We start from the raw sequence: 22,320 nt of genomic DNA, 5'->3' as shown, positions 1-22,320 counted from the left end.
AGGCCCGCGAGGCGGACCTGGGTGTCGCCTCGGGCAACGGCAAGGGCCAGATCTTCGTCAAGGGCAAGGTCATCAAGACCGTCCCGGAGCACGCGATCGTGGAGACCCTCATCGAAGAGGCCATGCGTCTCGCCGAGCAGATGGAGGAGGCCGGCGAGCCCGTCGTCTCGGTGGGCTGATGCCGTGATGCCGTTCGGGGGTCTCCATCGTCACGTGGTGTAGGCCCCCTGCGGCACTGTTGGCTGATGCCGATCGGACGTCTCGTCTGGCAGTCTGGTGGGCGTGCTGAGGCTGGCCGGAGCGCGTTTGCTCGATGAACGGGATCTCCCCGAGGTGCTCGGGGTGTTCGAGGACGATCCCGTCGGTTCGTGCATGGTGGCCGCACGCGTCGAGTCCGCAGGACTGGACCCGTGGCGGCTCGGTGGTGAGATCTGGGCGTCGGACAGCCGCTCGCTGCGCGGGAACCGGGTGGACGGGCTGTGCTTCTCCGGCCCGAACCTGATCCCGTTGCGTGGCAACGCCTCGGCCATGCGGTCTTTCGCGGACCGCGCACGCAGGCGCGGCCGCATGTGCTCGTCGCTGGTCGGACCGGCCGAGCAGGTGCTCTCACTGTGGGAAGAGCTGCAGCCGGACTGGGGTACGGCCCGTGAAGTACGCGCTGACCAGCCGTTGATGGCGCTGGGTGGCCCGCCGACGGTGAAGATCGACCCGCTGGTGCGCCAGGTGCGCCCGGACGAGCTGGACCGCTACCTGCCCGCCGCGATCGCCATGTTCATCGAGGAGGTCGGCGTCGACCCCTGCGCGGACGACGGCGGCGCCGGGTACCGCGCGCGGGTGGCCGAGCTGATCGCGGGCGGCCGCGCGTTCGCCCGGTTCGAGAACGGCGAGGTCGTGTTCAAGGCCGAGATCGGCGCGCTGTCGAAGAAGGTCGGGCAGATCCAGGGCGTCTGGGTGCGTCCCGGCCGTCGCGGCGAGGGGCTCGGGTCGGGTGGCACCGCCGCGGTCGCGGACCGGCTGCTGCGCGGGCTGGGACGGACGGCGTCGCTGTACGTGAACGGCTACAACCACGTGGCGCGCGCCGCGTATCGCCGGATCGGGTTCGAACAGGTGGGCACGTACGCCACGGTCCTGTTCTGACCGCGTTCCTACTCCCGATCCGCAATACTGCCCGCCGTGCGGATCATCACGGTGTGTGCGGTGGTCGTGTTGCTCGTCAGCGGCTGCGGGCTGTTCGAGTCCAAGCCCGGCCCGTCGGACGTGACCAACGACTTCCTCGGCAGGCTGTCCAGCGGTGACACGCAGGGCGCCGCCAACCTGACCGACGATCCCGGCGCGGCGAACGAGCTGCTGGAGAAGTTCCGGGGCGTGCTGAAGCCGGCGGGCCTGACGACGAAGGTCGAGCAGGTGCGTGAGGCGTCCGGCGAGTCCGCGTCGTCCGAGGCGACCGTGACGCTCGACTGGGACCTCGGCAAGGGCAGGCGCTGGAGCTACCAGGCGAAGTACGACCTGCGCCGCGAGGCGGACGTCTGGAAGCTGCACTGGTCGCCGTCGATCGCGCACCCGAAGCTCGGCGCGCAGCAGACGATCGCGCTGACCGAGCTCAAGCCGGACCCGGCGCCCGTGCTGGACCGCGACGGAACCGCGTTGCTCACGCCCGAGAAGGTCGTGTCGGTGCTGCTGGACCGCAAGGAGGCCGGTGACCTGGCCGCGGTGTCCGCGACGCTGGCGGCCGCGCTGACGCCGTTCGACAAGGCGATCACCCCGCAGTCGATCACCGAGGGCGCGACGAAGACGCCCGACGGGCAGGTCTACCAGGTGGCGGCGCTGCGCGACGCGGACTACCAGTCCGTCAAGCCCAAGATCTACGAGCTGCCCGGCGTGCGCTTCACGACCCAGACGTCCGTGCTGCCGCCGACCCGCGGCTTCGGCTCCCAGGTGCTGCCCGCGGTCCGCAAAGCCGTCGAGGAGGAGATCGCCGGGCACACCGGGTTCCGCATCGCGACCGTCGACGCGGCGGGCGGCGAGGTGGACGAGCTGCACGCGACGCAGCCGTCACCCGCGAAGGCGATCAACGTATCGCTCAGCCGGGTGATCCAGTCCGCGGCCGAGGACGCGATCGAACCGGCCACCCAGCCCGCGATGCTGGTGGCGATCCAGCCGTCGACCGGCGACATCCTGGCCGTCGCGCAGAACGAGCCCGCCGACGCGCAGGGCGCGATCGCCCTGACCGGCCGCTTCGAGCCCGGCTCGACGTTCAAGATCGCGTCGGCCATGGCGGCGCTCGACTCGGGCAAGGTCAACGCCGACTCGCCGGTGCCGTGCCCCGGCAAGACGACCATCGCTGGCCGCCGCGTCGTGCCGAACTCGTCCGAGTTCGACAAGGGCACCATCCCGCTGCGCAGCGCTTTCGCGTTCTCCTGCAACACGACGTTCGCGACGCTGGCGGTCGACATGCCCGCCGACGCGCTGACCAAGTCCGCGCACTCGCTGGGCCTGGGCGTGGACTTCGACATCCCGGCGCTGACGACGATCACCGGCTCCGTCCCCGCCGCACCGGACGTGGTGGAACGCGCCGAGGACGCGTTCGGCCAGGGCAAGGTGCTCGCGAGCCCGTTCGGCATGGCCCTGGCGGCCGCGACCGTGGCGAAGGGCACCATGCCGACCCCCACGCTGCTGCGCGGCCGCGAGACCAAGGTCGAGAAGCCGGGGCCCGCGCCGATCGGGCTCGAGCCGATCCGGCAGATGATGAAGGAGGTCGTCGACTACGGGACGGCCACCCAGCTCAAGGCCAACGGCGACGTGCGCGGGAAGACCGGGACCGCCCAGTTCGGCGACGGCGTGCACTCGCACGGATGGTTCGTCGGCTATCGCGGCGACGTGGCGTTCGCGGTGCTCCTGCTCGGTGCGGACAGCTCGACGCCCGCCGTGGACGCGTCGGCCCGGTTCCTCAAGGCCATCCCGTGAGCCGCGAGGCAGCGCCTCGTTCGCGCTCGTCAGGTTGGTGCACGAGGAGGTGAGGCTGGTCTCCCGGCGGAGTCGCCGGGGGCGTCCGGCTAACCTGGTGGGCATGGCTGTTCGTGCTCCGCTGGTCCCAGGTGTGCAATCCCCGCGTCGTCAGGTGCCTTCCCGCATCACGCGTCCCGAGTACGTGGACAAGCCCGCACCGGCGAAGAACACCGACCCCTGGGTCCAGCCGCCCGAGATCATCGAGGCCATGCGCGTCGCGGGACGGCTCGCCGCGCAGGCGTTGCAGGAGGCCGGCAAGGTCATCACGCCGGGCGTCACCACCGACGAGATCGACGCCGTGGCGCACGAGTTCCTGTGCGACAACGGCGCCTACCCGTCGACGCTGGGCTACCGGAACTTCCCGAAGTCCTGCTGCACCTCGCTCAACGAGGTCATCTGCCACGGCATCCCGGACACCACCGTCGTCGAGGACGGCGACATCGTGAACGTCGACGTCACCGCGTTCATCGGTGGCGTGCACGGCGACACCAACGCCACGTTCCTCACCGGTGACGTGTCCGAGGAGAACCGGCTGCTCGTCGAGCGCACGCTCGAGGCCACGATGCGCGCCATCAAGGCCGTGAAGCCCGGCCGCGAGATCAACGTCATCGGGCGGGTCATCGAGGCCTACGCCAAGCGCTTCGGGTACGGCGTGGTGCGCGACTTCACCGGGCACGGCATCGGGCGGTCGTTCCACAGCGGGCTCGTGGTGCTGCACTACGACGAGCCTTCGATGAAGACCGTGCTCGAGCCCGGCATGACGTTCACCATCGAGCCGATGATCACGCTGGGCGGGATCGAGCACGACATCTGGGCCGATGACTGGACCGTCACCACCCAGGACAAGAGCTGGACCGCTCAGTTCGAGCACACCATCGTGGTGACCGACACGGGCGCCGAGATCCTCACCGTCTGCTGAGCAACGCGCACTCGCGTACGGGTCCCCGCCCAGGGGATCCCCTGACTTTCATTCTCCCAGGCGGCACCGACAGTTTCGGCGGCTCCGAGGCGTGAACGGGCCGTTCACGCCGTCAGTTCGCGCACAGCGAACCTGTCACCCCACCGTCGAGTTCGCGCGCGACGAACCCGTGCGCAGTCGGTGTTCAGGCACGGCCAACCCGGCACAGCTGAGGACGGTGAACTCGGCGCGGCGAGCGCGCGGCGAACTCGGCGCGCAGCGAGCCCGGCTCAGTGAACCCAGCGCGGCCAACTCAGCGCACAGAGAACCCGCGCGCCGAGCCGCGCACCTCACAGCTTGCTGAGCACCGCGTTCAACGCGGTGGCGACCACCTCGGGGTCGGTAGCCATGGCGAGGTGGTGCAGCCCCACCCGCTGCACCGGCCAGTCACGCGCCTCAGCCTCGAGCGCCGCCTCGTCGTAGGCAGAGCTGAGCTGGACGTACCCGGAAGGCCCGAGCCACGCCACCGAGGGCCGCTGCTCCTTCAGGAACTCCCACGACACCTCGGGCACCTCGTCGCGCAACGACGCGCGCAACGCGTCGGAAGCCACCAGCTCGGCCAGCGGGTCCGTGTCGAACCACAGGTCCCATCGGGGCAGCTTCCCGGCCCGAACGCGAGACTTGATGTGAGTCACAAGAGGGGCCGGGACCGTGTCGCGCCACGAACGCCCCGGCGTCGGTAGATCCGAGTCCAGGTAGACGATCCCGGACACGGTGGTCTCCAAGGCGTCCGCGAACGACGGCAGCAGCGGCCCCGCGCCGCTGTGCCCGACGAGCACGATGTCGTCGGTGACCAGCGAGTCCTCCAGTGCGTCGGCGAACGCGCCGATCAGGCGCTGGTGCACGGGTGCCTCGTTGACGGTCATCTGCAGGTCCATCAGCAGCACCGGCCAGCCCTGCGCGGCGAGCGCGTCGGCCAGCGGACGCATGCTCGCGGGACCGAGGAAAGGGCTGTGCACGAGTACGACGGTGGACATGCCCGTGATGATGGCAGCATTGGCGTCCATGCGGGGTGCGTTGTTGATCGCCGGGACGACCTCGGACGCGGGCAAGAGCGTCCTGGTCGCCGGGTTGTGCCGGTTTCTCGCGCGCCAGGGGATCGACGTGGTGCCGTTCAAGGCGCAGAACATGTCGAACAACTCGGTCGTCACGCTCGACGGCGGCGAGATCGGGCGCGCGCAGGCGCTGCAGGCCGCGGCGTGCGGCAAGGAGCCCAGCGTGCGGTTCAACCCGGTGCTGCTCAAGCCGGGCGGTGACCGCACGTCGCAGGTCGTCGTGCTCGGCAAGGCCGTCGGCGAGGTGTCCGCGCTGGGCTACCGCGAACGCAAGGCCGGGCTGATGAGGACCGTCCTGTCCACATTGGACGACCTGAGAGTGGACCACGAGGTCGTCATCTGCGAAGGCGCGGGCTCACCCACCGAGATCAACCTGCGGGCGAACGACATCGCGAACATGGGGTTGGCGACCAAGGCGAACCTGCCGGTGCTCGTCGTCGGCGACATCGACCGCGGTGGTGTCTTCGCGCACCTCTTCGGCACGCTCGCCCTGCTCGACGCCGCCGACCAGGCGCTGATCTCCGGCTTCGTCGTCAACAAGTTCCGCGGTGACCCGAAGCTGCTCGAACCAGGTCTCAAACAAATCGAGGCGCTCACGAAACGACCGGTGCTCGGCGTCCTGCCGTGGCGCGAGGAGCTGTGGCTCGACGCCGAGGACTCGTTGTCCTACACGGCCGACGGTGTCGTGGGCAGGCCGAAGCCGCCGGTGGGGGAGGAGTGGCTGCGGGTCGCGGTGATCCGGCTGCCGCGCATCTCCAACGCGACGGACGTGGAAGCGCTCGCATGCGAGAGCGGCGTGTCGGTCCGCTTCGTCACCGAGCCGTCCCGCCTCGCGGACGCCGACCTCGTCGTGCTCCCCGGATCGAAGGCGACGGTCGACGACCTGGCGTGGCTGCACAAGACCGGGCTCGCACAGGCGATCCTGGCGTTCCGCGGCCCGGTCTTCGGGATCTGCGGCGGTTTCCAGATGCTCGGCAAGCGCATCGACGACGCGGTCGAGTCGAAGGCGGGCAGCGTCGACGGGCTGGGCCTGCTCGACGTCGACTTCCGCTTCGCGCCGGAGAAGACGCTCGCCACGCCGTCCGGCACGGCGCAGGGCGTGCCCGTGACGGGCTACGAGATCCACCACGGCCAGGTCGTGCGCTCGGGCGAGGACCCGTTGATCACCGAACCGGCCGAAGGCGCGATCACGCAGCGGATCTGGGGCACGCACTGGCACGGGCTGCTGGAGAACGACGAGTTCCGCCGGACGTTCCTGCGGTGGGCCGCGCACGAGTCGGCCCGGCGCGGTTTCCGGCCCGGCGCGGTGAGCTTCGCGCAGGCGCGGGCCGCCCAGCTCGACCTGCTGGGCGACCTCGTCGCGGACCACATGGACACCGGCGCGGTGTTCAGGCTGCTGGAACGCGGGGCTCCGCGAGGACTTCCGTTCGTGCCGCCGGGCGCGCCACCAGCTGCGGGATAGCCAGCCCCAGCAACACCAGTGCGCCCGCCGCGAGCCGCAGCACGGTCAGCTGCTCGCCGAGGAACAGCCACGCGGCGAACATCCCGAAGATCGGCACCAGCAACGAGAACGGCGCGACCGTGCTCGCGTCGTACCGCTGCAGCAGGTAGCCCCAGAGCCCGAACCCGAGCAGCGTCGCGAGCCACGCGACGTACCCGACGGCGCCGATGCCCGCCCAGCTCAGCCGTCCGAGCGCCGACATGTCCTCGAACAGGAACGACAGCAGGAACAGCGGAAGCACTGCCACCGCGCTCACCCACACCATGAACCGCAACGTGTCCGGCGGCCGCGCATACCGCAGGATCACGTTGGACACGCCCCACGACGCGGCCGCACCGACCACCAGCAGGAAGCCCAGCACCGGGCTTCCCCGGCCGTAGTCGATCGCGATCAGCAGGATGCCGGTGGACGCGATCACGATGCCTGCGACCTGCACGTACCGCGGCCGCTCCCGCAGCAGCACGAACGCGAACACGGTCGTGAAGATCACCTGTGACTGCAGGACCAGCGACGACAGTCCCGGCGGCATGCCTGCGTGCATGCCGCCGAACAGGAGCGTGAACTTCACGACGCCCAGCACCAGTCCGGTGAGCAGCACCCAGCGCCACGCCACCCGCGGCAGACCCACGAAGAAGATCGCGGGCACGGCCGCGACGAGGAACCGCAGTGCGGAGAACAGGATCGGCGGGAAGTTGTCCAGGCCCAGCTCGATGAACACGAAGTTGAAGCCCCAGATCGCTGCGACGAGGACGGCCATGGCGACGTGACGTGGGTTCACGCTTCGAGTCTGCAGGCTTCAACAATTAAGAACTAGCGATGAGTTCTGCACGGTTCGGTTTAGTATCGCTACATGTTGGATTTGGGACGGCTGAGGGCGCTGCACGCCATCGCGGCGCACGGTTCCGTGGGTGCCGCGGCGGGCGCGCTCGGCTACACACCGTCCGCGGTGTCGCAGCAGATCGCCAAGCTGGAGCGCGAGACCCGCACCGCCCTGCTGGAGAAGCGCGGCCGCGGCGTCGCGCTGACCGACGCGGCGCAGCTGCTCGTCGACACCGCGGGCCAGGTGCTGAAGCTGGTCGAGGAGGCCGAGGTCACCCTCGAAGAGCTGCGCGGCGCGGCCGTCGGCAAGCTGTGCGTCGGCGCGTTTCCCACGGCCGCGCGCGGCCTGCTGCCGGACGTGCTGTGCGCATTGGCGGAGCGGCACCCCGCGCTCGACGTCCGGGTGCTGGAGATCGACCCGACCGAGGCGCTCGACGCCGTCACGCGCGGCGAGCTGGACCTCGCGGTCGTGCACGACTGGGCCAACACGCCGCTGCCGGTGCCGGAGTCGTTGTCCCGCATGCGGATCTGCGACGACGTGGCGGACGTGCTGATGCCCGTGTCGAACCCGTTGTCCCGCAAGGCGTTCCTGGAGCCCGGCGATCTCGCGGGCGAGCGGTGGATGTGCCAGCCGGAGGGCTCGATCTGCCACGACTGGCTCGTCCGCACGTTCCGCGCGGCGGGCGTCGAGCCGAACCTGGTCTACCGGGTCGGCGAGTACCAGACCCAGTTCGCGCTGCTGGAGCGCGGCATCGGCGTCGCGCTCCTGCCCCGGCTCGGCCGCGGCCCGATCCCGGGCAACGTGCGTGCCGTGCCGTTGCGGCCGACGCCGACGCGCCGCCTGTTCGCCGCGTGGCGCACCCAGGCGTCGCGCCGACCGGCGATCACTGCCGCGCTGGAGGTGATCAGAGAGGTCGCATCGTGAACGTGTGCGGCTCGTCCGGCGCGAGCACCTTCAGCAGTGCCATACCCTCGCGCTTCAGCGCAGCGACGTCCTTTTTGGACACGTTGGCGTACGGGGTGAGCACCAGCGTGCCGCCCTCGGCGACCCACGTCCCGCGCACGAACCCGTCGACCAGGAACGTCTGCGGGAAGACGCCGTTCTTCCCGGCACCCCACACCTTCCGGTGCTCCTCGGCGATGACGCGGGTGCGGTCGGCGTGCGACAGCAGCACGTTGTCGTAGACGCCCAGGTACCGCACCGGTGTGGGGACGTCCTCATCGGTCAGCTCGCCGTCGGGCACGTCGAGCAGCTCGCGCCCGTTCGGGTCCTGGTGGCGCACGAGGTCGAGTGCGTTGATGTGCGGGCGCAGGCCGGTCAGCCGCGACCACGCCGCGACGTCCGCCGCCGACGCGGGACCGAACGCGCGCAGATACCGCTCGATCATCGGCCCGGCCGGGGCGGTCTCCGGCAGGTCCTCGCCGATCCACTGCGCGAACGACGCGTTGGCCGAGGTCGCCGACCGGCCCCAGATGCCGCTCGGCGGCACGCGCACCATCGGCGTCAGCAGCTGCGCCCCGAAGTACAGCGACCGCTCGGACTCGTCCGGCCACCGCTCCCGCAGCCGGGCACCGATGTCCGTCAGCGGAAGCGGCCCGTCCGCGAGCACGTCCTTCGCGGCGGCGACCACCTTCTCGATCCCGATGGCGGCGAGTCCTGGGTGGAGGGTCAACAGCGCCTTGGTGAGCATCGGTTGCAGCACGGGGCGCAGCACCGCGCAGTCCGCGGCCGGGGCCAGGTGCAGCGTGCCGCGCATCAGCGTCATCCGCACCAGTGCGCGGCTGGTGATCGCGTCGCTCAGGTCGTCGAACCGGAACCCGTGCAGTCGCGACCACAGTGCCAGGTAAGGAGGTCCGGTCGTCTGCGCCTGCAGTCCGACCAGGTGGCTGACGGCGGGGGAGACCGCGAGCTCCTGGCGTGCCAGCAGGAGCTGGCGCGCCAGGAGCGTGCGGTTCAGCGTGCGCAGACTCAGTTTCACAGTGCTCCGAAGAACTTCCTGATGTCGTCGACCAGCAGGTCGGGCTCCTCCATGGCCGCGAAGTGGCCGCCGCGCTCGAGCTCGGTCCAGTGCACGATGGTCGGGATCATCTTGTCCGCGATCTTGCGCACCGGGTGCCCGAGGTCGGCGGGGAACACCGCGACACCGGTCGGCACGGTCGTCAGCGTCCGCTGGCCCCACGAGGAGTCCTGCTCGCGGTAGATCTGCGCCGACGAGCCCGCGGTGCCGGTGAACCAGTAGATCGAGATGTTGGTCAGCATCAGGTCCCGGTCGACCGCGTCCTCGGGCACGTCGACGCAGTCGGTCCAGTCGTGGAACTTCTCCGCGACCCACGCCAGCTGGCCGACGGGTGAGTCGTGCAGCCCGTAGGCCAGCGTGCGCGGGCGCGTGCGCTGGATGTGCATGTAGCCGGACAGCTCGTTCTGGTAGCGGTCCAACGACTTCAGCCGCTCCCTGTCCTCGTCGGACAGATCACTTCCGTCGCCCGTGGGGAACGTGAGCAGCATGTTCACGTGCACGCCGACGACGTGGTCCGGGTCCACCTTGCCGATCTCCTGCGAGATGCTCGAACCCCAGTCGCCGCCCTGCGCGCCGTACCGCTCGTAGCCGAGTCCGGCCATGAGCGCGGCGAACGCGCGCGCGATCCGGTTGACGTTCCAGCCGATCTCCTTCGTCGGACCGGAGAAGCCGAAGCCGGGGATCGACGGGATCACCAGGTGGAAGTCGTGCGACAGCGGCTCGATCACGTCGAGGAACTCGACGAACGAGCCCGGCCAGCCGTGCGTGAGGATCAGTGGGAGCGCATCCTCCTTTGCGGACCGCACGTGTGCGAAGTGGATTCGCTGTCCGTCGATCTCGGTGGTGAACTGCGGAAGCTCGTTCAGCCGTGCTTCGGCCGCACGCCAGTCGTAGCCGTCTCGCCAGTACTCGGCGAGCGGCCGCAGGTAGCTGACCGGGATGCCGTACGACCAGCCGACACCCGGCAGGTCCTCCTCCGGCCAGCGCGCGTTCGCGAGCCGGGCGCGGAGGTCGTCGAGATCGGACTGCGGGACGTCGATGCGGAACGGGGTGATCTCCATGTCGTCCACAGTACGAAGAAACCCGGACAGGTTCAGTCCTTATTCACCGTGCTTCTGGAGCAGGTCCTCGAGGAACCCACCCGCCTCGGCGGCGGCCTTGGCCGGGTCGCCCGCGCGCACCGCTTCCAGCAACCCGGTGTGCGACACCTGGTTGTGGAACGGCAGCGAGGTGTCGACCGACGCGGCGACACTGGCCCGGACGGCCTCGGACAGTCCCTGGTAGAGCTCGGCGAGCAGCGCGTTGTGTGAGCTTCTGACCAGCAGCTGGTGGAAAGCGGTGTCGGTCTCGACCACCTTCTCCCAGTCCTGCGCGGCGAGAGCGGTGTCCCGCTGGCCGAGCAACGTCGTCAGCGTCGCGAGCTCGGTGTCGGTGCGGTGCGTCGCGGCGAGTCTGGCGCCCTCGACCTCGAGGGTGCGGCGCACCTGGAGCACGTCGCGCAGCTCGCTGCCGCACATCCGGCGGACCGCTCCGGAGAGCTCGCTGGTCGCGCGGACGAACGTGCCATCGCCCTGTCTGACCTCCAGCAGTCCGGCGTGGGAGAGAGCGCGGACTGCTTCGCGCACCGTGTTCCTGCCGACGCCGAGCGCGGTGACGAGCTCCGGCTCCGGCGGGATGCGCTGCCCGACGGGCCATTCGCCGCTGGTGATCGTCGCACGCATCTGCTCGATCACCTGGTCGACAAGGCCCGCCCGTCGGGTAGTGGCCAACGGCACAGCGTCATCCTTTCATCCGAACATCCCATGTCTGCGATAGTGGAGCGCGTGACGATTCAGCAGACGACTCTTGCGGCCCAGACTGCCACTGTTCGCGTGTCCGGGGTGTCGATCTCTGCAAAGAACCGCCACGTTCCGCTGGTCGGAAGCACGTTGCTCGCGATGGGGGTCGCCCTCGCGGCCGCGAATCTCCGTCCCGCGGTGACCAGTCTGGCCTCGGTGCTCGGCGATGTCCGGTCTGCCCTCGGTGTTTCCGCCGCATGGACCAGTGCGCTGACGGCCGTTCCGGCGCTGTGCTTCGGCTTCGCGGCGTTCGCCGCCCCGTGGCTCGGTCGCAGGCTCGGCATGGCTCGCGCGGTCGGGCTGTCGCTCGCGGTGCTGACGCTCGGTCTCGTGCTCCGCGTGATCGACGGCCCGTGGGTCGTGCTCGGCGGCACCTTCGTGGCGTGTGCCGGCATCGCTGTGTCCAACGTGCTCATCCCGGTCGTCGTGAAGGACTCGTTCCCGGCTCGGGTCGGTCTCCTCACGGGTGTCTACACCGCCGCGCTCGCCGCCGGTGCCGCCGTGGCGGCCGCGGCGACCCCGCGTCTCGAAGAGCTGATCGGCTCGTGGCGGGGTGCGGTCGGTGCGTGGGCACTGCTCAGCGCCGCTGCGCTCGTCGTGTGGTTCGCGGGCGCGCGGCACGGTGCTCCAACTCGGACATCTGGTGTTCGTGTCAGCGGCTCATCCGGTTCGAAGTCGCTGTGGGCCAGTCCGCTCGCGTGGGTGATCACCGTCTTCTTCGGCCTGCAGTCGCTCTTCGCCTACACCGTCATGGGCTGGCTGCCGCAGATCCTCGGCGACGCGGGCGTCGACCGGAACACCGCAGGCCTGCTGCTCGCGGTGTCGATGCTGCTCAGCGTCCCGGTCAGCCTGATCGTCCCGCCGATCGCGGCGCGGCAGCGCAGCCAGGTGGGCATGGTGCTGCTGCTCGGCCTGCTGTCGTTCGCGGGCATCGCCGGCCTGCTCGTCGCCCCCACCGTCGTCCCGGCGCTGTGGGTCGTGCTGATCGGTCTCGGCATGGGGATGTTCCCGCTCGCGCTGCTGATCCTGTCGCTGCGCACCCGGTCCACTTCGGACACCGCGCGGCTCTCCGCGATGGCGCAGAGCGTCGGTTACCTGATCGCCGCAACCGGTCCGTTCGCGTTCGGCGTGCTGCGCGAGATGACCGGTACCTGGTCGATCGCCCTGGTCGTGCAGCTCGTCCTGCTCGGCGCGCTCACCGCGTTCGGCGTGATCGCCGGGCGCCCGCGGTTCGTCTAGAACTCCCGGCGGCGGTCCCGGACCTCGGGGAGTTGCTCGAACCCCGCTGACCGGTAGGTGGCGACGGCGCCGACGTTCGAGCTCGGGGTGCAGACGATCGCGCTCGACGAGCCGAGCTCCTGGAGCGCGGCCGCCGCGGCGACGGTGATCGCCCTGCCGTAGCCGTGACCGCGGTGGTCCCGGTGCACACCCATCGGCTCGAGCAACCCCGGCTTTCCCGGCCCGGCCGACCACACCGTCACCGCTGCCACCGCGTCGCCATGGTCGTCGTGCGCGACCAGGCAGCGGCGTCGGCGTACGGCAACCCGGCCGCCATCGCGTGCCATCTCTCGTCCGTGAACGTCGACCTGTCGAACGATGCCCGCTGCACGGCGGTCCGCAGGTGCGTCTGCTCCGGCCCGGTCACCTCGATCCGCACGCCGGGGTCCACCACCTGCTCCGTGAGGTCGCGGCGCAGCGGCGTCCACGGCTCGTCGGTGCTCCAGCCCTCTTCGGCCAGCAGGTCCTGGACCAGTGCGCGCATCGGTGCCTCGACGTTCACCTGCCCCTCGGGCAGGACGCCGCGCTTCGGCTCGGTCACGTCCGCCACCAGCTGCCGCGCCAGCTCCTCGTCCTGCTGAGCGTCGGGCGCGATCGTCATCCGCAGCAGCTCGGGACCGTCCAGCAGCCCGACGGCGAGCACCCGCCCGTCCCGGCTCCAGGTCCGGACCGCGGCGGCCGTCGCCTCCGCGCCGAACCGCCAGAACCAGCCCAGGTCTCCCGGATGCAGTTGCATCGGCGCACCTTCGTGCTGCCACTCCCGCAGCACGCCCACGGCCTCGCTCAGCCCGTCGACTCCCGGCTCGTCCAGCACAATCGCCATGCCCTGATCAGACACCACAGCGCTGATCGTCCGCACCCGGATTCCGGCAGGGACTAGTTGCTGACGAACCCCCTGTGCAGCACGGTGAGCTGGTCCGCGAGATAACGCGCCCAGGCTTTCGCGCGGTCCCAGTCCGGTGACGCGCCGCCGAAGCTGACCGGCCCGTTGGCCGCGAAGCGGCGGACCATGCGCGTGACCTCGGGCGGCACGGGCGGCTGGCCGCGGTGGAACAGCCACAGCGGTGTGTGCTTCAACGGTGCCTTGTGCAGTCGCACGAACCGGTGCGCGTCACGGGCGGCGGCGTCTCCCATGATCACCGCCCCGAAGTCGTGGAGGTCCGGTGTGTCTGCGACGGACAAAACGGTGACACGGAGCCCGCACCCCGCGAGCTCCGTGCCGATGACTTTCGCGATCTCGTCTGTGGCGGCGATGGCCGAGGTGTAGGCGACCAGCACCTTCCCCTTCTCTCCCATCGGTGCATCCTGAACGGTCGAATGCTCGTGCGGGAGCGGCGGAAGTCCCTATGTCGTAGGGCATTCAGTCCAGCGGAAGGCTCAGCAGCGCGTTCTCGACGATCTCGGGCATCGCGGGATGGATCCAGTACTGCCCGCGCGCCATGCTGCGCGCGTCGAGCCCGAAGCTCATCGCCTGCACGATCGGCTGGATCACCGACGACGCCTGCGGCCCGATGATGTGCGCGCCGAGCAGCAGTCCGGTCTCCGGGTCCGCGATGATCTTGGTGAACCCGGTGGTGTCCTCCATCGCCCAGCCGTACGCGATCGACGCGTACGCCTGGCTGGCCGTGACGTACCGGATTCCCTTGGCCCTGGCCTGTTCCTCGGTCAGCCCGACCGACGCGATCTGCGGCGACGAGAACACGGCCGCGGGAACGTAGCGGTGGTCCGACTTCCGCATGTCTTCCGGGTGCAGCAGGTTGTGCTGCACCACGCGGGCTTCGTGGTTCGCGACGTGCTTGAGCTGGTACTCCGAGCTGATGTCGCCCATCGCGAAGATGCCCTCTTCGCTCGTGCGCTGGAACTCGTCCACCTCGATCCGCCCGTCGGCGTGCAGCGCGACGCCGGTCTTGCCCAGGTCGAGCAGGTCCGTGTTCGGCTTGCGCCCCACCGCGACCAGCAGCTCGTCCGCCTCGACGACCTCTGCGCCGTCCGGGCCCTCGAGGTGCAGCCTGATCTTGTCGCCGGTGCGTTCGGCGCGCACCGCCTTGCGGTGCAACCGAACGTCCCACTTGCTCTTCGCGATCTCGGTGAACCGCTCCGCGATCTCCGCGTCCTCGGCGCGCAGCAGCACGTCACCGCGCGCGATCAGCGTGACCTCGACGCCGAAGCTGGCGAACACGTGCGCGAACTCGGTCGCGACGAACCCGCTGCCCAGGATGATCATCTTCTGGGGGAGCCGCTCGAGCCGCATGATCGTGTCGCTGGTGTGGAAACCGGCTTCCTCGATGTCCGCGACCTCGGGGATCACCGGCCTGCTGCCGGCCGCGATCACGAACCGGTCAGCGGTGATCGTCTCGCCGGTGCCCGTGTCGAGCGTCTTCGGCCCTACGAACCGCGCCGTGCCCTCGTACACCGTGACGTTCGCGTTGTCCTGCGCTCGCCAGCGGCGGCCGCCTTCGGAGATCGGGTCGATGCGCCCGAAGATCCGGTCCCGGATCTCCGGCCACCGCACCCCGTCGAGGTGCGCGTCCACGCCGAGCTTCTTCGCGTTGGCGGGCGCCGCGGCCTGGTCGGCGGTGTGCACGAACATCTTCGTCGGAATGCAGCCGACGTTCAGGCACGTGCCGCCGAACACGCCTTTCTCGACGATCGCGATGTTCAGATGCGCGAACCGCTCGTCCGGGATCGAGTTGCCCGAGCCCGTGCCGATGATGACCAGATCGAAGTGCCTCACGTGGTGATCCAACCACCGGGGCGGGGTAGTTGTTCCCCCGTGGTCCGCACGTCACACGGCTCCTGCTGGTCAGGCGGCTGCCGGGTACTCCGGCCGGTCACACCGCTGCTGGCCGCACCGCTGCCTGCCGGTCGCACCGCTGCCAGCCACACCGCTGCCTACAGGTCGCACTGCTGTCAGCTGGCCGCACCGCTGCCGGCCGCACTGCTGCCTGCCGGTCCGCACTGCTGGCCGCATCGCTGTCTGCCGGCCGCACCGCCGTCCCGTGCCGCGACCGCCCCCCGCGCGCTTCCTCCTGGCGCAACGATCGCCGACCCCCGATCGTTCCGCCCCAGCCGGAACCGCGTGCGTGAACGGGCCGTTCACGCACTAACTCCTGGTTAGTGCTGGTAAGTAGGCGTGATGATGGCGCGCGCCATCGTGTGGAACGCCAGGTTGAAGCTGACCACCGCGGGAGAGGCGTCGGAGTCGACGTCGAGGGCGTCGACGTCCACCGCGTGCACCACGAAGAAGTACCGGTGCGGATGATCTCCCTTGGGCGGAGCGGCCCCGCCGAACGCCCGCTGGCTGTAGTCGGACCGCACGTGGAAGGCGTCACCGGGCAACGAGGAGTCCGCGGCGCCCGCACCGGTATCCAGTGAAGTGACGGTCGCGGGGATGTTCACCGCAACCCAGTGCCAGAAGCCGGACGGCGTGGGCGCGTCGGGGTCGAAACAGGTCACCACGAAGCTGCGGGTCTCCGCGGGAAACCCGGACCAGCTCAGCTGCGGCGACGTGTTGCCGCCTTCGAAGACCTGTGCGTCGTTCAACTGCTCGCCGTCGCGCACGTCGGTCGACGTGACGGAGAACGACTCCACCTTCGGCAGCAGCGCGTAGGGGTCGGGAGCGACAGGACGCTCGAGGCTCATCAGAAAGTCCTCCACACGAGTCGGGTGTGACCTGGATGACCTTAACGCCGTGCAACGTGATCGACCTCTTCGGCGTCATTCACAGCGTGGGGGGAAGACTGCGCGTTGCCGCCGCGCTCGCTGTCGTGGCCATTCTCGTTTCGTGTGCGCGTGAACCGGAGCCGCGAGCTCCGGTTCTGACGACCGCGCCACCGACTACTACTACAACAACATCCGCACCGCCGCCGGTGATGTTCCCGCCGCCGTACGCGTACGGCACGGTGCAGGCGACGGCGCCGCCGATCACCGGCGGGCTCGTGCCCGTGGTGAACCGGATCGCGACGGACAAGCCGTACGTGTTCATCACGATCGACGACGGGGCGATCAAGCACCCGGCCGCCGCCGAGATGATGCGCAAGGCCGGCATCCGGCCGTCGTTGTTCCTCAACACCAAGTACATCGAGGGTCAGCGCGACTACTTCAAAGCGCTGCCGGTCACCGTGCACAGCCACACGTCGACGCACCCGAACCTGTCCGGCAAGGGGTACGACTTCCAGAAGAACGAGATCTGCGGCAACGCGGACTTCATCACCGGTGAGTACGGGAAGCGGCCGACGCTGTTCCGGCCGCCGTTCGGCAACCACGACAACACCACGCGCAAGGCCGCCGCGGACTGCGGGTTCAAGGCGCTGGTGATGTGGACGGCCGCGGTGAACGACGGGCGCGTGCAGTTCCAGGCGGGGGACAAGCTCAACCGCGGCGACATCGTGCTCATGCACTTCCGCACGACTTTCGCCGAGGACTTCCAGGCTTTCCTCGATCGCGCCAAAGCCGACGGCCTGACCCCTGTTCCTCTGGAAGACTTCCTGGCGTAGTCACATCGCAAGAGGGGGAAAGTTCATGAAGCGTCTATTTGTGCTGCTCACAGTCGTGTGTGCGACGTTGGCGGTAGTGCCGGCCGCGTCGGCGGCCGAGCCGATCGCCGACCTCACGGGCATCCGGACCAGCCGTTTCGCGACGTTCGACCGGGTCGTGCTCGACCTGTCCGGGACGAAGCCCAACGTCGACGAGTTCGTCACGGACGAGGTGACGGGCTGCGCCTCCGGCAAGCCGATCACGGTGCCGGGCAACCAGTTCCTGGAGGTGCACGCGCAGCCCGCACGCGGGTGGAACTACAGCGGGTCGCGCAAGTTCTCGACGCCCGAACTGGCGAACGTCCGCGGCATCGCGATCTCGTGCGACTTCGAGGCCGACCTCGGCATCGACATCGGTTACGAGAAGCCGGGATCGGCGTACACGGTGTCGTTCATCGACGACCCGATGAGCGTCGTGATCGACATCCGCCACTGACGCAACCCCGGTGGCACTGGGACGTCTGCACTTCATCAAGGCAACCCTGAGAGGGGGCCGACGTGAAGAGAGTCGTCGTTCTGCTGCTGGCTGTCGTGGCGGTGTTCTCGTTCATCCCGGCTAGTTCCGGGATGGCTGCCTCGGCTGCCGGCACCCCGACCCTGACCGACATCAGGACGGGCCGTCACGCGACGTTCGACCGCGTGGTGCTCGACCTGAACGGCCAGCGGCCGGAGTACTTCGTCAACGAGGTCGACCAGCTCGTCAACTGCGGGTCCGGACAGCCGGTTTCCGTCCCCGGCAACGGTTTCCTGGAGGTGCGGCTCGCTCCGGCCGCCGCGCACGACGAGTCCGGGAACCCCACCTACACGGGTCCGAGGAACTTCCCGACGCCTGGACTGGCCAATGTTCGCGGTGTCGCGCTGACGTGCGACTTCGAAGCGAACCTGACCGTTGGTGCCGGCTACGCCAACGCCAACTCCTGGCACCGGGTGTTCCTGCTCGACAACCCGACCCGAGTCGTCATCGACATCGGGGTGTGAACGAAAGCCTCGTGGGGGAGCTGTCGCCGCAGCTCCCCCACGAGGGTCCATCAGGCCGCCGCGGCGGCGGCCGGCTTCTCCAGGGCGTGCTGCAGAACCTCGGTCACGTCCGACACCAGATGCACGGTGAGCGCTTCCAGGACCGACGCGGGCACGTCGTCCAGGTCGGGCTCATTGCGTTGCGGGAGCAGCACTGTCGTGATGCCCGCCCGGTGGGCGGCGAGGAGCTTCTGCTTCACGCCGCCGATCGGAAGCACCCGCCCGGTCAGCGAGATCTCGCCCGTCATCGCGACGTCCGACCGCACCGGCCGTCCCGACAGCAGCGACGCGAGCGCCGTCGTCATCGTGACGCCCGCCGACGGACCGTCCTTCGGCACCGCGCCCGCGGGCACGTGGATGTGCACGCCCGCGTCGTCGGACTGCGGGGGAGCGATGTCGTGCGAACGCAGGTACGACAACGCGATCTGGGCCGACTCCTTCATCACGTCACCCAGCTGCCCGGTCAGCGTGAGGCCCTTCCCGGCCAGCGACGCCTCGACGAACAGCACGTCACCACCGGCACCCGTGACGGCCAGACCCGTTGCGACACCGGGAACAGCGGTCCGCTGCGCCGTCTCGTGCGTGTGCTTCGGGCTGCCCAGGTACCCGCGCAGCGACGGCTGGTCCACCGTCAGCGGCAGCTCGGCGTCGCCGAGAGCGACCTTCGACGTCACCTTGCGCAGGATCCGCGCGAGCGCGCGTTCCAGTTGCCGCACACCGGCTTCCCGCGTGTACTCGCCGGCGAGCTGGCGGATCGCCGCCTCGTCGACCGACACGTCGTCCGGGGTGAGCCCGGCGCGCTCGATCTGCCGCGGCAGCAGGTGGTCACGCCCGATGACGACCTTCTCGTCCTCGGTGTAGCCGTCGAGCTGCACCAGCTCCATGCGGTCCAGCAGCGGAGCCGGGATCGACTCCAGCACGTTCGCCGTCGCCAGGAACACCACGTCCGACAGGTCGAGCTCGACCTCCAGGTAGTGGTCGCGGAACGTGTGGTTCTGCGCCGGGTCCAGCACCTCGAGCAACGCGGCCGTCGGGTCGCCCCGGTAGTCCGAGCCGACCTTGTCGATCTCGTCGAGCAGCACGACCGGGTTCATCGAACCGGCCTCGGAGATCGCCCGCACGATGCGGCCGGGCAGCGCGCCGACGTAGGTGCGCCGGTGCCCGCGGATCTCCGCCTCGTCCCGCACACCACCGAGCGCGACGCGCACGAACTTGCGGCCCATGGCCCGCGCGACCGACTCGCCCAGCGACGTCTTGCCGACACCGGGCGGCCCGACGAGCGCCAGCACCGCGCCGCTGCGCCTGCCGCCGACGACACCCATGCCGCGGTCGGCCCGGCGCCTGCGCACCGCCAGGTACTCGGTGATCCGCTCCTTCACGTCGTCCAGCCCCGAGTGGTCCGCGTCCAGCACCTCACGCGCGCCCTTGATGTCGTAGGCGTCCTCGGTGCGCTCGTTCCACGGCATCTCCAGCACCGTGTCGAGCCACGTCCTGATCCACCCGACCTCGGGCGACTGCTCACTCGTGCGCTCCAGCTTGTCCACTTCGGACAGAGCGGCCTTGCGCACGTTCTCCGGCAGGTCCGCGGACTCGACGCGGGCCCGGTAGTCCTCCTCCTCGGACGCGGGCTTGCCGTCGAGCTCGGCGAGCTCCTTGCGGACGGCGGCGAGCTGCTGGCGCAGCAGGAACTCCCGCTGCTGCTTCTCCATGCCCTCCTTGACGTCCTTGGCGATGGTCTCCGCGACGTCCAGCTCGGCGAGGTGGTCGCGCCCCCACTCGAGCAGCTTCTCCAGCCGCTCGGCCACGTCGCTGGTCTCCAGCAGCCACACCTTCTGCGCGTCCTTGAGGTACGACGCGTACCCGGCGAGGTCGGCCAGCGCGGACGGGTCGTCCACCTGCTGCACCGAGTCGACCACCTGCCACGCACCGCGCTGCTGCAGGATCGTCGTCACCAGCGCCTTGTACTCGCGGGCCAGCTCGCGGGCGCGGTCGCCAACCGCTTCGTCGACGACGGTCGCCTCGACCCACAACGCCGCACCGGGCCCGGTCGTCCCGCTGCCGATCTTCACGCGCTTCGTGCCCCGCACGACGGCCGCGCGCTCGCCGCCCGGCAGGCGTCCCACCTGCTCGATGACGGCCAGTGTGCCGACCCGCGCGTACTTCCCGTCCAATCGGGGGACCAGCAGAACCTGCTGGTCAGCGGCCGCGGTGGCGGCGTCCACCGCGGCTCGGGCCTCGGCGCTGGCGTCCGCTCCGGAGATCCGGATCGGCACCACCATGCCGGGCAGTACAACCACGTCGTCCAGCGGCAGTACCGGCAGAGCCACCATCTCATCCTCCAAAGTTGAGTCTGACTGGCTCAACCAAGTGGAGCTGGCTGGTGTTCCCTTGTTCGCTGTCAGCGAGCGCCACCTTGGACGGGGTGACCTCTGACCTGCTGCGTCGTGCCCTGACCTCCGAACGTACTCTCCGTCCGCTGCCGGCCGCGGCCGTTGCCCTGCTGGAGGAGCTGCAGGCTCCGCCCCGGCTGGCCGCACACCTGCGCGCGGTCCACGACGTGGCCGCTCAGCTGGCCGACTGGCTCGCGGAGCACCATCCCGCCGTGGTGATCGACCGGGAGGCCGTGCTGTTCGGCGCCGCCACGCACGACATCGGGAAGGTCGAGCACCCCGCGGAGCTGTCCGGGCCGGGGTCGGCGCACGAACAGGCGGGCTGCGACCTGCTGCTGGCCCGCGGCGTCGAGGAACGCTTCGCTCGCTACGCGCGGACGCACGGCTCGTGGTCGGCCGACCTGCCCCTGGAGGACCTGCTGGTCACCCTCGCCGACAAGGTGTGGAAGGCCAAGCGCGTCGCGGACCTGGAGCAACTGGTGACGGACCGGCTGGCGGTAGCGAGCGGGCAGGAGCCGTGGGAGGTGTTCCTGGCGCTGGACGACGTGCTCGACCGGATCGCGGCGGGCGCCGACGCCCGGCTGGCCTTCCAGTCGGGCTACCCGGTCTAGAGCCGTACCGGCAGCGCGGTCAGCCCGCGCAGCACGGGATCCGCCCGGAACACGGGCTCCACGCCGGTGAGCCCCAACGCCGGAAACCGCGAGAACAGCTTCCCCAGCGCGACCCGTGCCTCGGCCCGCGCGAGCGAAGCCCCGATGCAGTGGTGCACCCCGCCCCCGAAGGCGAGCACCCCGGACGGCGCCCGCGTGATGTCCAGCCGATCCGGGTCGGGATACCGGACGGGATCGCGGTGAGCGGCGCCGATCACGGGGAACAGCAGCTGCCCGGCCTCGATCCGCCGCCCGCTCAGCACGATCGGCGCCGTGGTGAGCTGTGGCGGCATCACGGGCACCGGGGTGTCCCAGCGCAACAGCTCCTCGACCGCGGAGTCGATCAGCGACGGATCACGTCGCAGCAGGTCCGCCTGCGCGGGGTGGCGCAGCAGTGCGAGCGTGGCGTTGCCGATGAAGTGCGCCGTCGTCTCCAGGCTGCCGTTGATCAGCACCAGCACCAGGAGGATCAGCTCCTCCTCGGTGTAGCCGGGGGACGCGGCGATCACCGAGATCAGGTCGTCCGCGGGTGCCTTGCGGCGCCAGCGGATGAGGTCCTCGAGGTAGTCGAACGTCTTGACGGTGGCGACGTGCGCGGCCCGCGCCGCGCCGACCGGGTCGTCGGACGGCAGGGCCTGGCCGATGATCTTCATGGCGTCGCCGACGAGTGCGATCAGGCCGTCGACGTCCTCGTCCGGCACGCCGAGCAGGCGCGTCACCGCGATCGCGGGCAGCGGGTAGGCGAGGTCGCGCAGCACGTCGGGGTCGGGCTCGTCCGCCATGGCGTCGAGCAGGTCGTCGGTGGCGCGCTCGACGTGCGTGCGCAGCGCCTCGGTCGTGCGGGGCGTGAAAGCCTTCGACACCAACGTGCGCAGCCTGCCGTGCTCCGGCGGGTTGGCGAACGGGAGGCTCGTCTCGATCTTCTCCTCGAACCACGCGAGCTCGGCGCGCACGTCGCCCGGCAGGCGTCCCAGCAGCATCTCGCCCGCCGGCGGGCGGACGGTGCGCGGGTCGTTGAGCACCGTCCGCACGTCGTCGTACCGCGTCACGAACCAGCCGCCGAGCGCGGGCTCGAAGTGCACCGGTGAGTACTCCCGCAGGAACTGGTAAGCCGGGTACGGGTCCTGGATGAACGCGGGGTCAACGGGGTTGAACGCGGCGGCCGTGGGCATGGCGAGCACACGTGAGACGACGCGTCTCAGTTCGGACGTGTGGTGGTGGACACCCGTGTGGCGTACAGGCAGGATCGCCGCCG

20 protein-coding genes and 2 pseudogenes are annotated in these 22,320 nt (G+C 70.0%); 11 read left to right on the top strand and 11 right to left on the bottom strand.

Annotation, left to right across the window (positions count from 1 at the left end; translation table 11 throughout):
- From FKR81_RS45395 to map, 4 genes and pseudogenes are all read left to right on the top strand, one after another.
- Positions 1–179: pseudogene (locus tag FKR81_RS45395) on the top strand (flavodoxin-dependent (E)-4-hydroxy-3-methylbut-2-enyl-diphosphate synthase); the annotation flags it as partial.
- Positions 180–282: 103 nt separating this feature from the next.
- Positions 283–1,137, top strand: coding sequence for a GNAT family N-acetyltransferase (locus FKR81_RS40345; RefSeq protein WP_186763461.1), 855 nt, complete (start codon positions 283–285; stop codon positions 1,135–1,137).
- A gap of 27 nt (positions 1,138–1,164) precedes the next feature.
- Complete coding sequence (locus FKR81_RS40340; protein WP_146360428.1) at positions 1,165–2,964, top strand: penicillin-binding transpeptidase domain-containing protein; 1,800 nt, start codon at positions 1,165–1,167, stop codon at positions 2,962–2,964.
- Between the two features lie 103 nt (positions 2,965–3,067).
- Positions 3,068–3,925, top strand: a complete 858-nt coding sequence (gene map, locus FKR81_RS40335) for a type I methionyl aminopeptidase (RefSeq protein WP_146360426.1) — start codon at positions 3,068–3,070, stop codon at positions 3,923–3,925.
- Between the two features lie 329 nt (positions 3,926–4,254).
- Here the strand turns inward: map and FKR81_RS40330 are convergent, their stop codons facing one another.
- A complete protein-coding gene (locus FKR81_RS40330) occupies positions 4,255–4,941 on the bottom strand; it encodes an alpha/beta fold hydrolase (protein ID WP_235922196.1) in 687 nt (228 codons plus the stop codon).
- Positions 4,942–4,969: 28 nt separating this feature from the next.
- Here FKR81_RS40330 and FKR81_RS40325 point away from each other — a divergent pair, with 28 nt between their 5' ends.
- On the top strand, positions 4,970–6,481 hold the full coding sequence (locus tag FKR81_RS40325) for a cobyric acid synthase (RefSeq protein ID WP_146360436.1): 1,512 nt from the start codon (positions 4,970–4,972) through the stop codon (positions 6,479–6,481).
- Here FKR81_RS40325 and FKR81_RS40320 read toward each other — a convergent pair.
- The gene (locus tag FKR81_RS40320) at positions 6,408–7,298 is read right to left on the bottom strand and encodes an EamA family transporter (RefSeq protein WP_146360424.1); all 891 of its coding nucleotides are present in this window, start codon (positions 7,296–7,298) and stop codon (positions 6,408–6,410) included. The genes FKR81_RS40325 and FKR81_RS40320 overlap by 74 nt on opposite strands.
- 72 nt (positions 7,299–7,370) lie before the next feature.
- Here FKR81_RS40320 and FKR81_RS40315 point away from each other — a divergent pair, with 72 nt between their 5' ends.
- A complete protein-coding gene (locus FKR81_RS40315) occupies positions 7,371–8,264 on the top strand; it encodes a LysR family transcriptional regulator (protein WP_146360422.1) in 894 nt (297 codons plus the stop codon).
- Here the strand turns inward: FKR81_RS40315 and FKR81_RS40310 are convergent.
- Genes FKR81_RS40310 through FKR81_RS40300 form a run of 3 tightly spaced genes read right to left on the bottom strand, consistent with a single transcriptional unit; the run spans position 8,245 to position 11,132 of the window.
- Entirely contained in the window at positions 8,245–9,318 is a 1,074-nt protein-coding gene (locus FKR81_RS40310) for a winged helix DNA-binding domain-containing protein (protein ID WP_186763460.1), read from the bottom strand. The genes FKR81_RS40315 and FKR81_RS40310 overlap by 20 nt on opposite strands.
- Positions 9,315–10,418: an epoxide hydrolase family protein gene (locus tag FKR81_RS40305; RefSeq protein WP_146360412.1), complete on the bottom strand. Its 1,104-nt coding sequence runs from the start codon at positions 10,416–10,418 to the stop codon at positions 9,315–9,317. Before FKR81_RS40305 ends, FKR81_RS40310 begins: the two co-directional genes overlap by 4 nt.
- A 39-nt stretch (positions 10,419–10,457) precedes the next feature.
- The gene (locus tag FKR81_RS40300; RefSeq protein WP_146360410.1) at positions 10,458–11,132 is read right to left on the bottom strand and encodes a FadR/GntR family transcriptional regulator; all 675 of its coding nucleotides are present in this window, start codon (positions 11,130–11,132) and stop codon (positions 10,458–10,460) included.
- Between the two features lie 162 nt (positions 11,133–11,294).
- On the opposite strand from FKR81_RS40300, the gene FKR81_RS40295 reads away from it, so the two are divergent.
- Positions 11,295–12,434: a CynX/NimT family MFS transporter gene (locus FKR81_RS40295; RefSeq protein WP_235922195.1), complete on the top strand. Its 1,140-nt coding sequence runs from the start codon at positions 11,295–11,297 to the stop codon at positions 12,432–12,434.
- On the opposite strand, the pseudogene FKR81_RS40290 reads toward FKR81_RS40295, so the two are convergent.
- The 4 genes and pseudogenes from FKR81_RS40290 to FKR81_RS40275 all read right to left on the bottom strand — a co-directional run bounded on the left by FKR81_RS40290 (position 12,431) and on the right by FKR81_RS40275 (position 16,115).
- Positions 12,431–13,296: pseudogene (locus FKR81_RS40290) on the bottom strand (N-acetyltransferase family protein). The gene FKR81_RS40295 and the pseudogene FKR81_RS40290 overlap by 4 nt on opposite strands.
- 53 nt (positions 13,297–13,349) lie before the next feature.
- Entirely contained in the window at positions 13,350–13,769 is a 420-nt protein-coding gene (locus FKR81_RS40285; protein WP_146360406.1) for an NADPH-dependent FMN reductase family protein, read from the bottom strand.
- Between the two features lie 64 nt (positions 13,770–13,833).
- Positions 13,834–15,207 (bottom strand): mycothione reductase, encoded by a 1,374-nt coding sequence (locus FKR81_RS40280; RefSeq protein WP_146360404.1) that lies wholly within the window; start codon positions 15,205–15,207, stop codon positions 13,834–13,836.
- Positions 15,208–15,587: 380 nt separating this feature from the next.
- Positions 15,588–16,115 (bottom strand): YbhB/YbcL family Raf kinase inhibitor-like protein, encoded by a 528-nt coding sequence (locus FKR81_RS40275; RefSeq protein ID WP_146360402.1) that lies wholly within the window; start codon positions 16,113–16,115, stop codon positions 15,588–15,590.
- 125 nt (positions 16,116–16,240) lie between these two features.
- Between FKR81_RS40275 and FKR81_RS40270 the strand changes: the two genes are divergently transcribed.
- The 3 genes from FKR81_RS40270 to FKR81_RS40260 all read left to right on the top strand — a co-directional run bounded on the left by FKR81_RS40270 (position 16,241) and on the right by FKR81_RS40260 (position 17,986).
- Positions 16,241–16,969: a polysaccharide deacetylase family protein gene (locus tag FKR81_RS40270; RefSeq protein WP_235922194.1), complete on the top strand. Its 729-nt coding sequence runs from the start codon at positions 16,241–16,243 to the stop codon at positions 16,967–16,969.
- Positions 16,970–16,994: 25 nt separating this feature from the next.
- Positions 16,995–17,444 carry an AMIN-like domain-containing (lipo)protein gene (locus FKR81_RS40265; RefSeq protein ID WP_146360398.1) on the top strand — a complete coding sequence of 150 codons (450 nt, stop codon included), beginning with the start codon at positions 16,995–16,997 and terminating at the stop codon, positions 17,442–17,444.
- A gap of 62 nt (positions 17,445–17,506) precedes the next feature.
- Positions 17,507–17,986, top strand: a complete 480-nt coding sequence (locus tag FKR81_RS40260) for an AMIN-like domain-containing (lipo)protein (protein WP_146360396.1) — start codon at positions 17,507–17,509, stop codon at positions 17,984–17,986.
- Between the two features lie 50 nt (positions 17,987–18,036).
- Here FKR81_RS40260 and lon read toward each other — a convergent pair whose 3' ends face one another.
- On the bottom strand, positions 18,037–20,355 hold the full coding sequence (lon, locus tag FKR81_RS40255; protein WP_146360394.1) for an endopeptidase La: 2,319 nt from the start codon (positions 20,353–20,355) through the stop codon (positions 18,037–18,039).
- A 92-nt stretch (positions 20,356–20,447) separates the two neighbouring features.
- Here lon and FKR81_RS40250 point away from each other — a divergent pair, with 92 nt between their 5' ends.
- Positions 20,448–21,026, top strand: a complete 579-nt coding sequence (locus tag FKR81_RS40250; protein WP_146360392.1) for an HD domain-containing protein — start codon at positions 20,448–20,450, stop codon at positions 21,024–21,026.
- Here the strand turns inward: FKR81_RS40250 and FKR81_RS40245 are convergent.
- On the bottom strand, positions 21,023–22,237 hold the full coding sequence (locus tag FKR81_RS40245) for a cytochrome P450 (RefSeq protein ID WP_146360390.1): 1,215 nt from the start codon (positions 22,235–22,237) through the stop codon (positions 21,023–21,025). The two genes, FKR81_RS40250 and FKR81_RS40245, sit on opposite strands and share 4 nt — an antisense overlap.
- Positions 22,238–22,320: the final 83 nt, after the last annotated feature.

The sequence above is a fragment of the Lentzea tibetensis genome (assembly GCF_007845675.1).
GTDB lineage: Bacteria > Actinomycetota > Actinomycetes > Mycobacteriales > Pseudonocardiaceae > Lentzea > Lentzea tibetensis.
This window is presented reverse-complemented; position numbering and strand designations above follow the sequence as displayed.

Coding starts and splice junctions, on each gene's coding strand:
- map (WP_146360426.1), top strand. CDS start 3,068: ATGGCTGTTCGTGCTCCGCTGGTCCCAGGTGTGCAATCCCCGCGTCGT.
- FKR81_RS40330 (WP_235922196.1), bottom strand. CDS start 4,941: ATGTCCACCGTCGTACTCGTGCACAGCCCTTTCCTCGGTCCCGCGAGC.
- FKR81_RS40325 (WP_146360436.1), top strand. CDS start 4,970: ATGCGGGGTGCGTTGTTGATCGCCGGGACGACCTCGGACGCGGGCAAG.
- FKR81_RS40315 (WP_146360422.1), top strand. CDS start 7,371: ATGTTGGATTTGGGACGGCTGAGGGCGCTGCACGCCATCGCGGCGCAC.
- FKR81_RS40305 (WP_146360412.1), bottom strand. CDS start 10,418: ATGGAGATCACCCCGTTCCGCATCGACGTCCCGCAGTCCGATCTCGAC.
- FKR81_RS40295 (WP_235922195.1), top strand. CDS start 11,295: ATGGGGGTCGCCCTCGCGGCCGCGAATCTCCGTCCCGCGGTGACCAGT.
- FKR81_RS40285 (WP_146360406.1), bottom strand. CDS start 13,769: ATGGGAGAGAAGGGGAAGGTGCTGGTCGCCTACACCTCGGCCATCGCC.
- FKR81_RS40275 (WP_146360402.1), bottom strand. CDS start 16,115: ATGAGCCTCGAGCGTCCTGTCGCTCCCGACCCCTACGCGCTGCTGCCG.
- FKR81_RS40265 (WP_146360398.1), top strand. CDS start 16,995: ATGAAGCGTCTATTTGTGCTGCTCACAGTCGTGTGTGCGACGTTGGCG.
- lon (WP_146360394.1), bottom strand. CDS start 20,355: ATGGTGGCTCTGCCGGTACTGCCGCTGGACGACGTGGTTGTACTGCCC.
- FKR81_RS40245 (WP_146360390.1), bottom strand. CDS start 22,237: ATGCCCACGGCCGCCGCGTTCAACCCCGTTGACCCCGCGTTCATCCAG.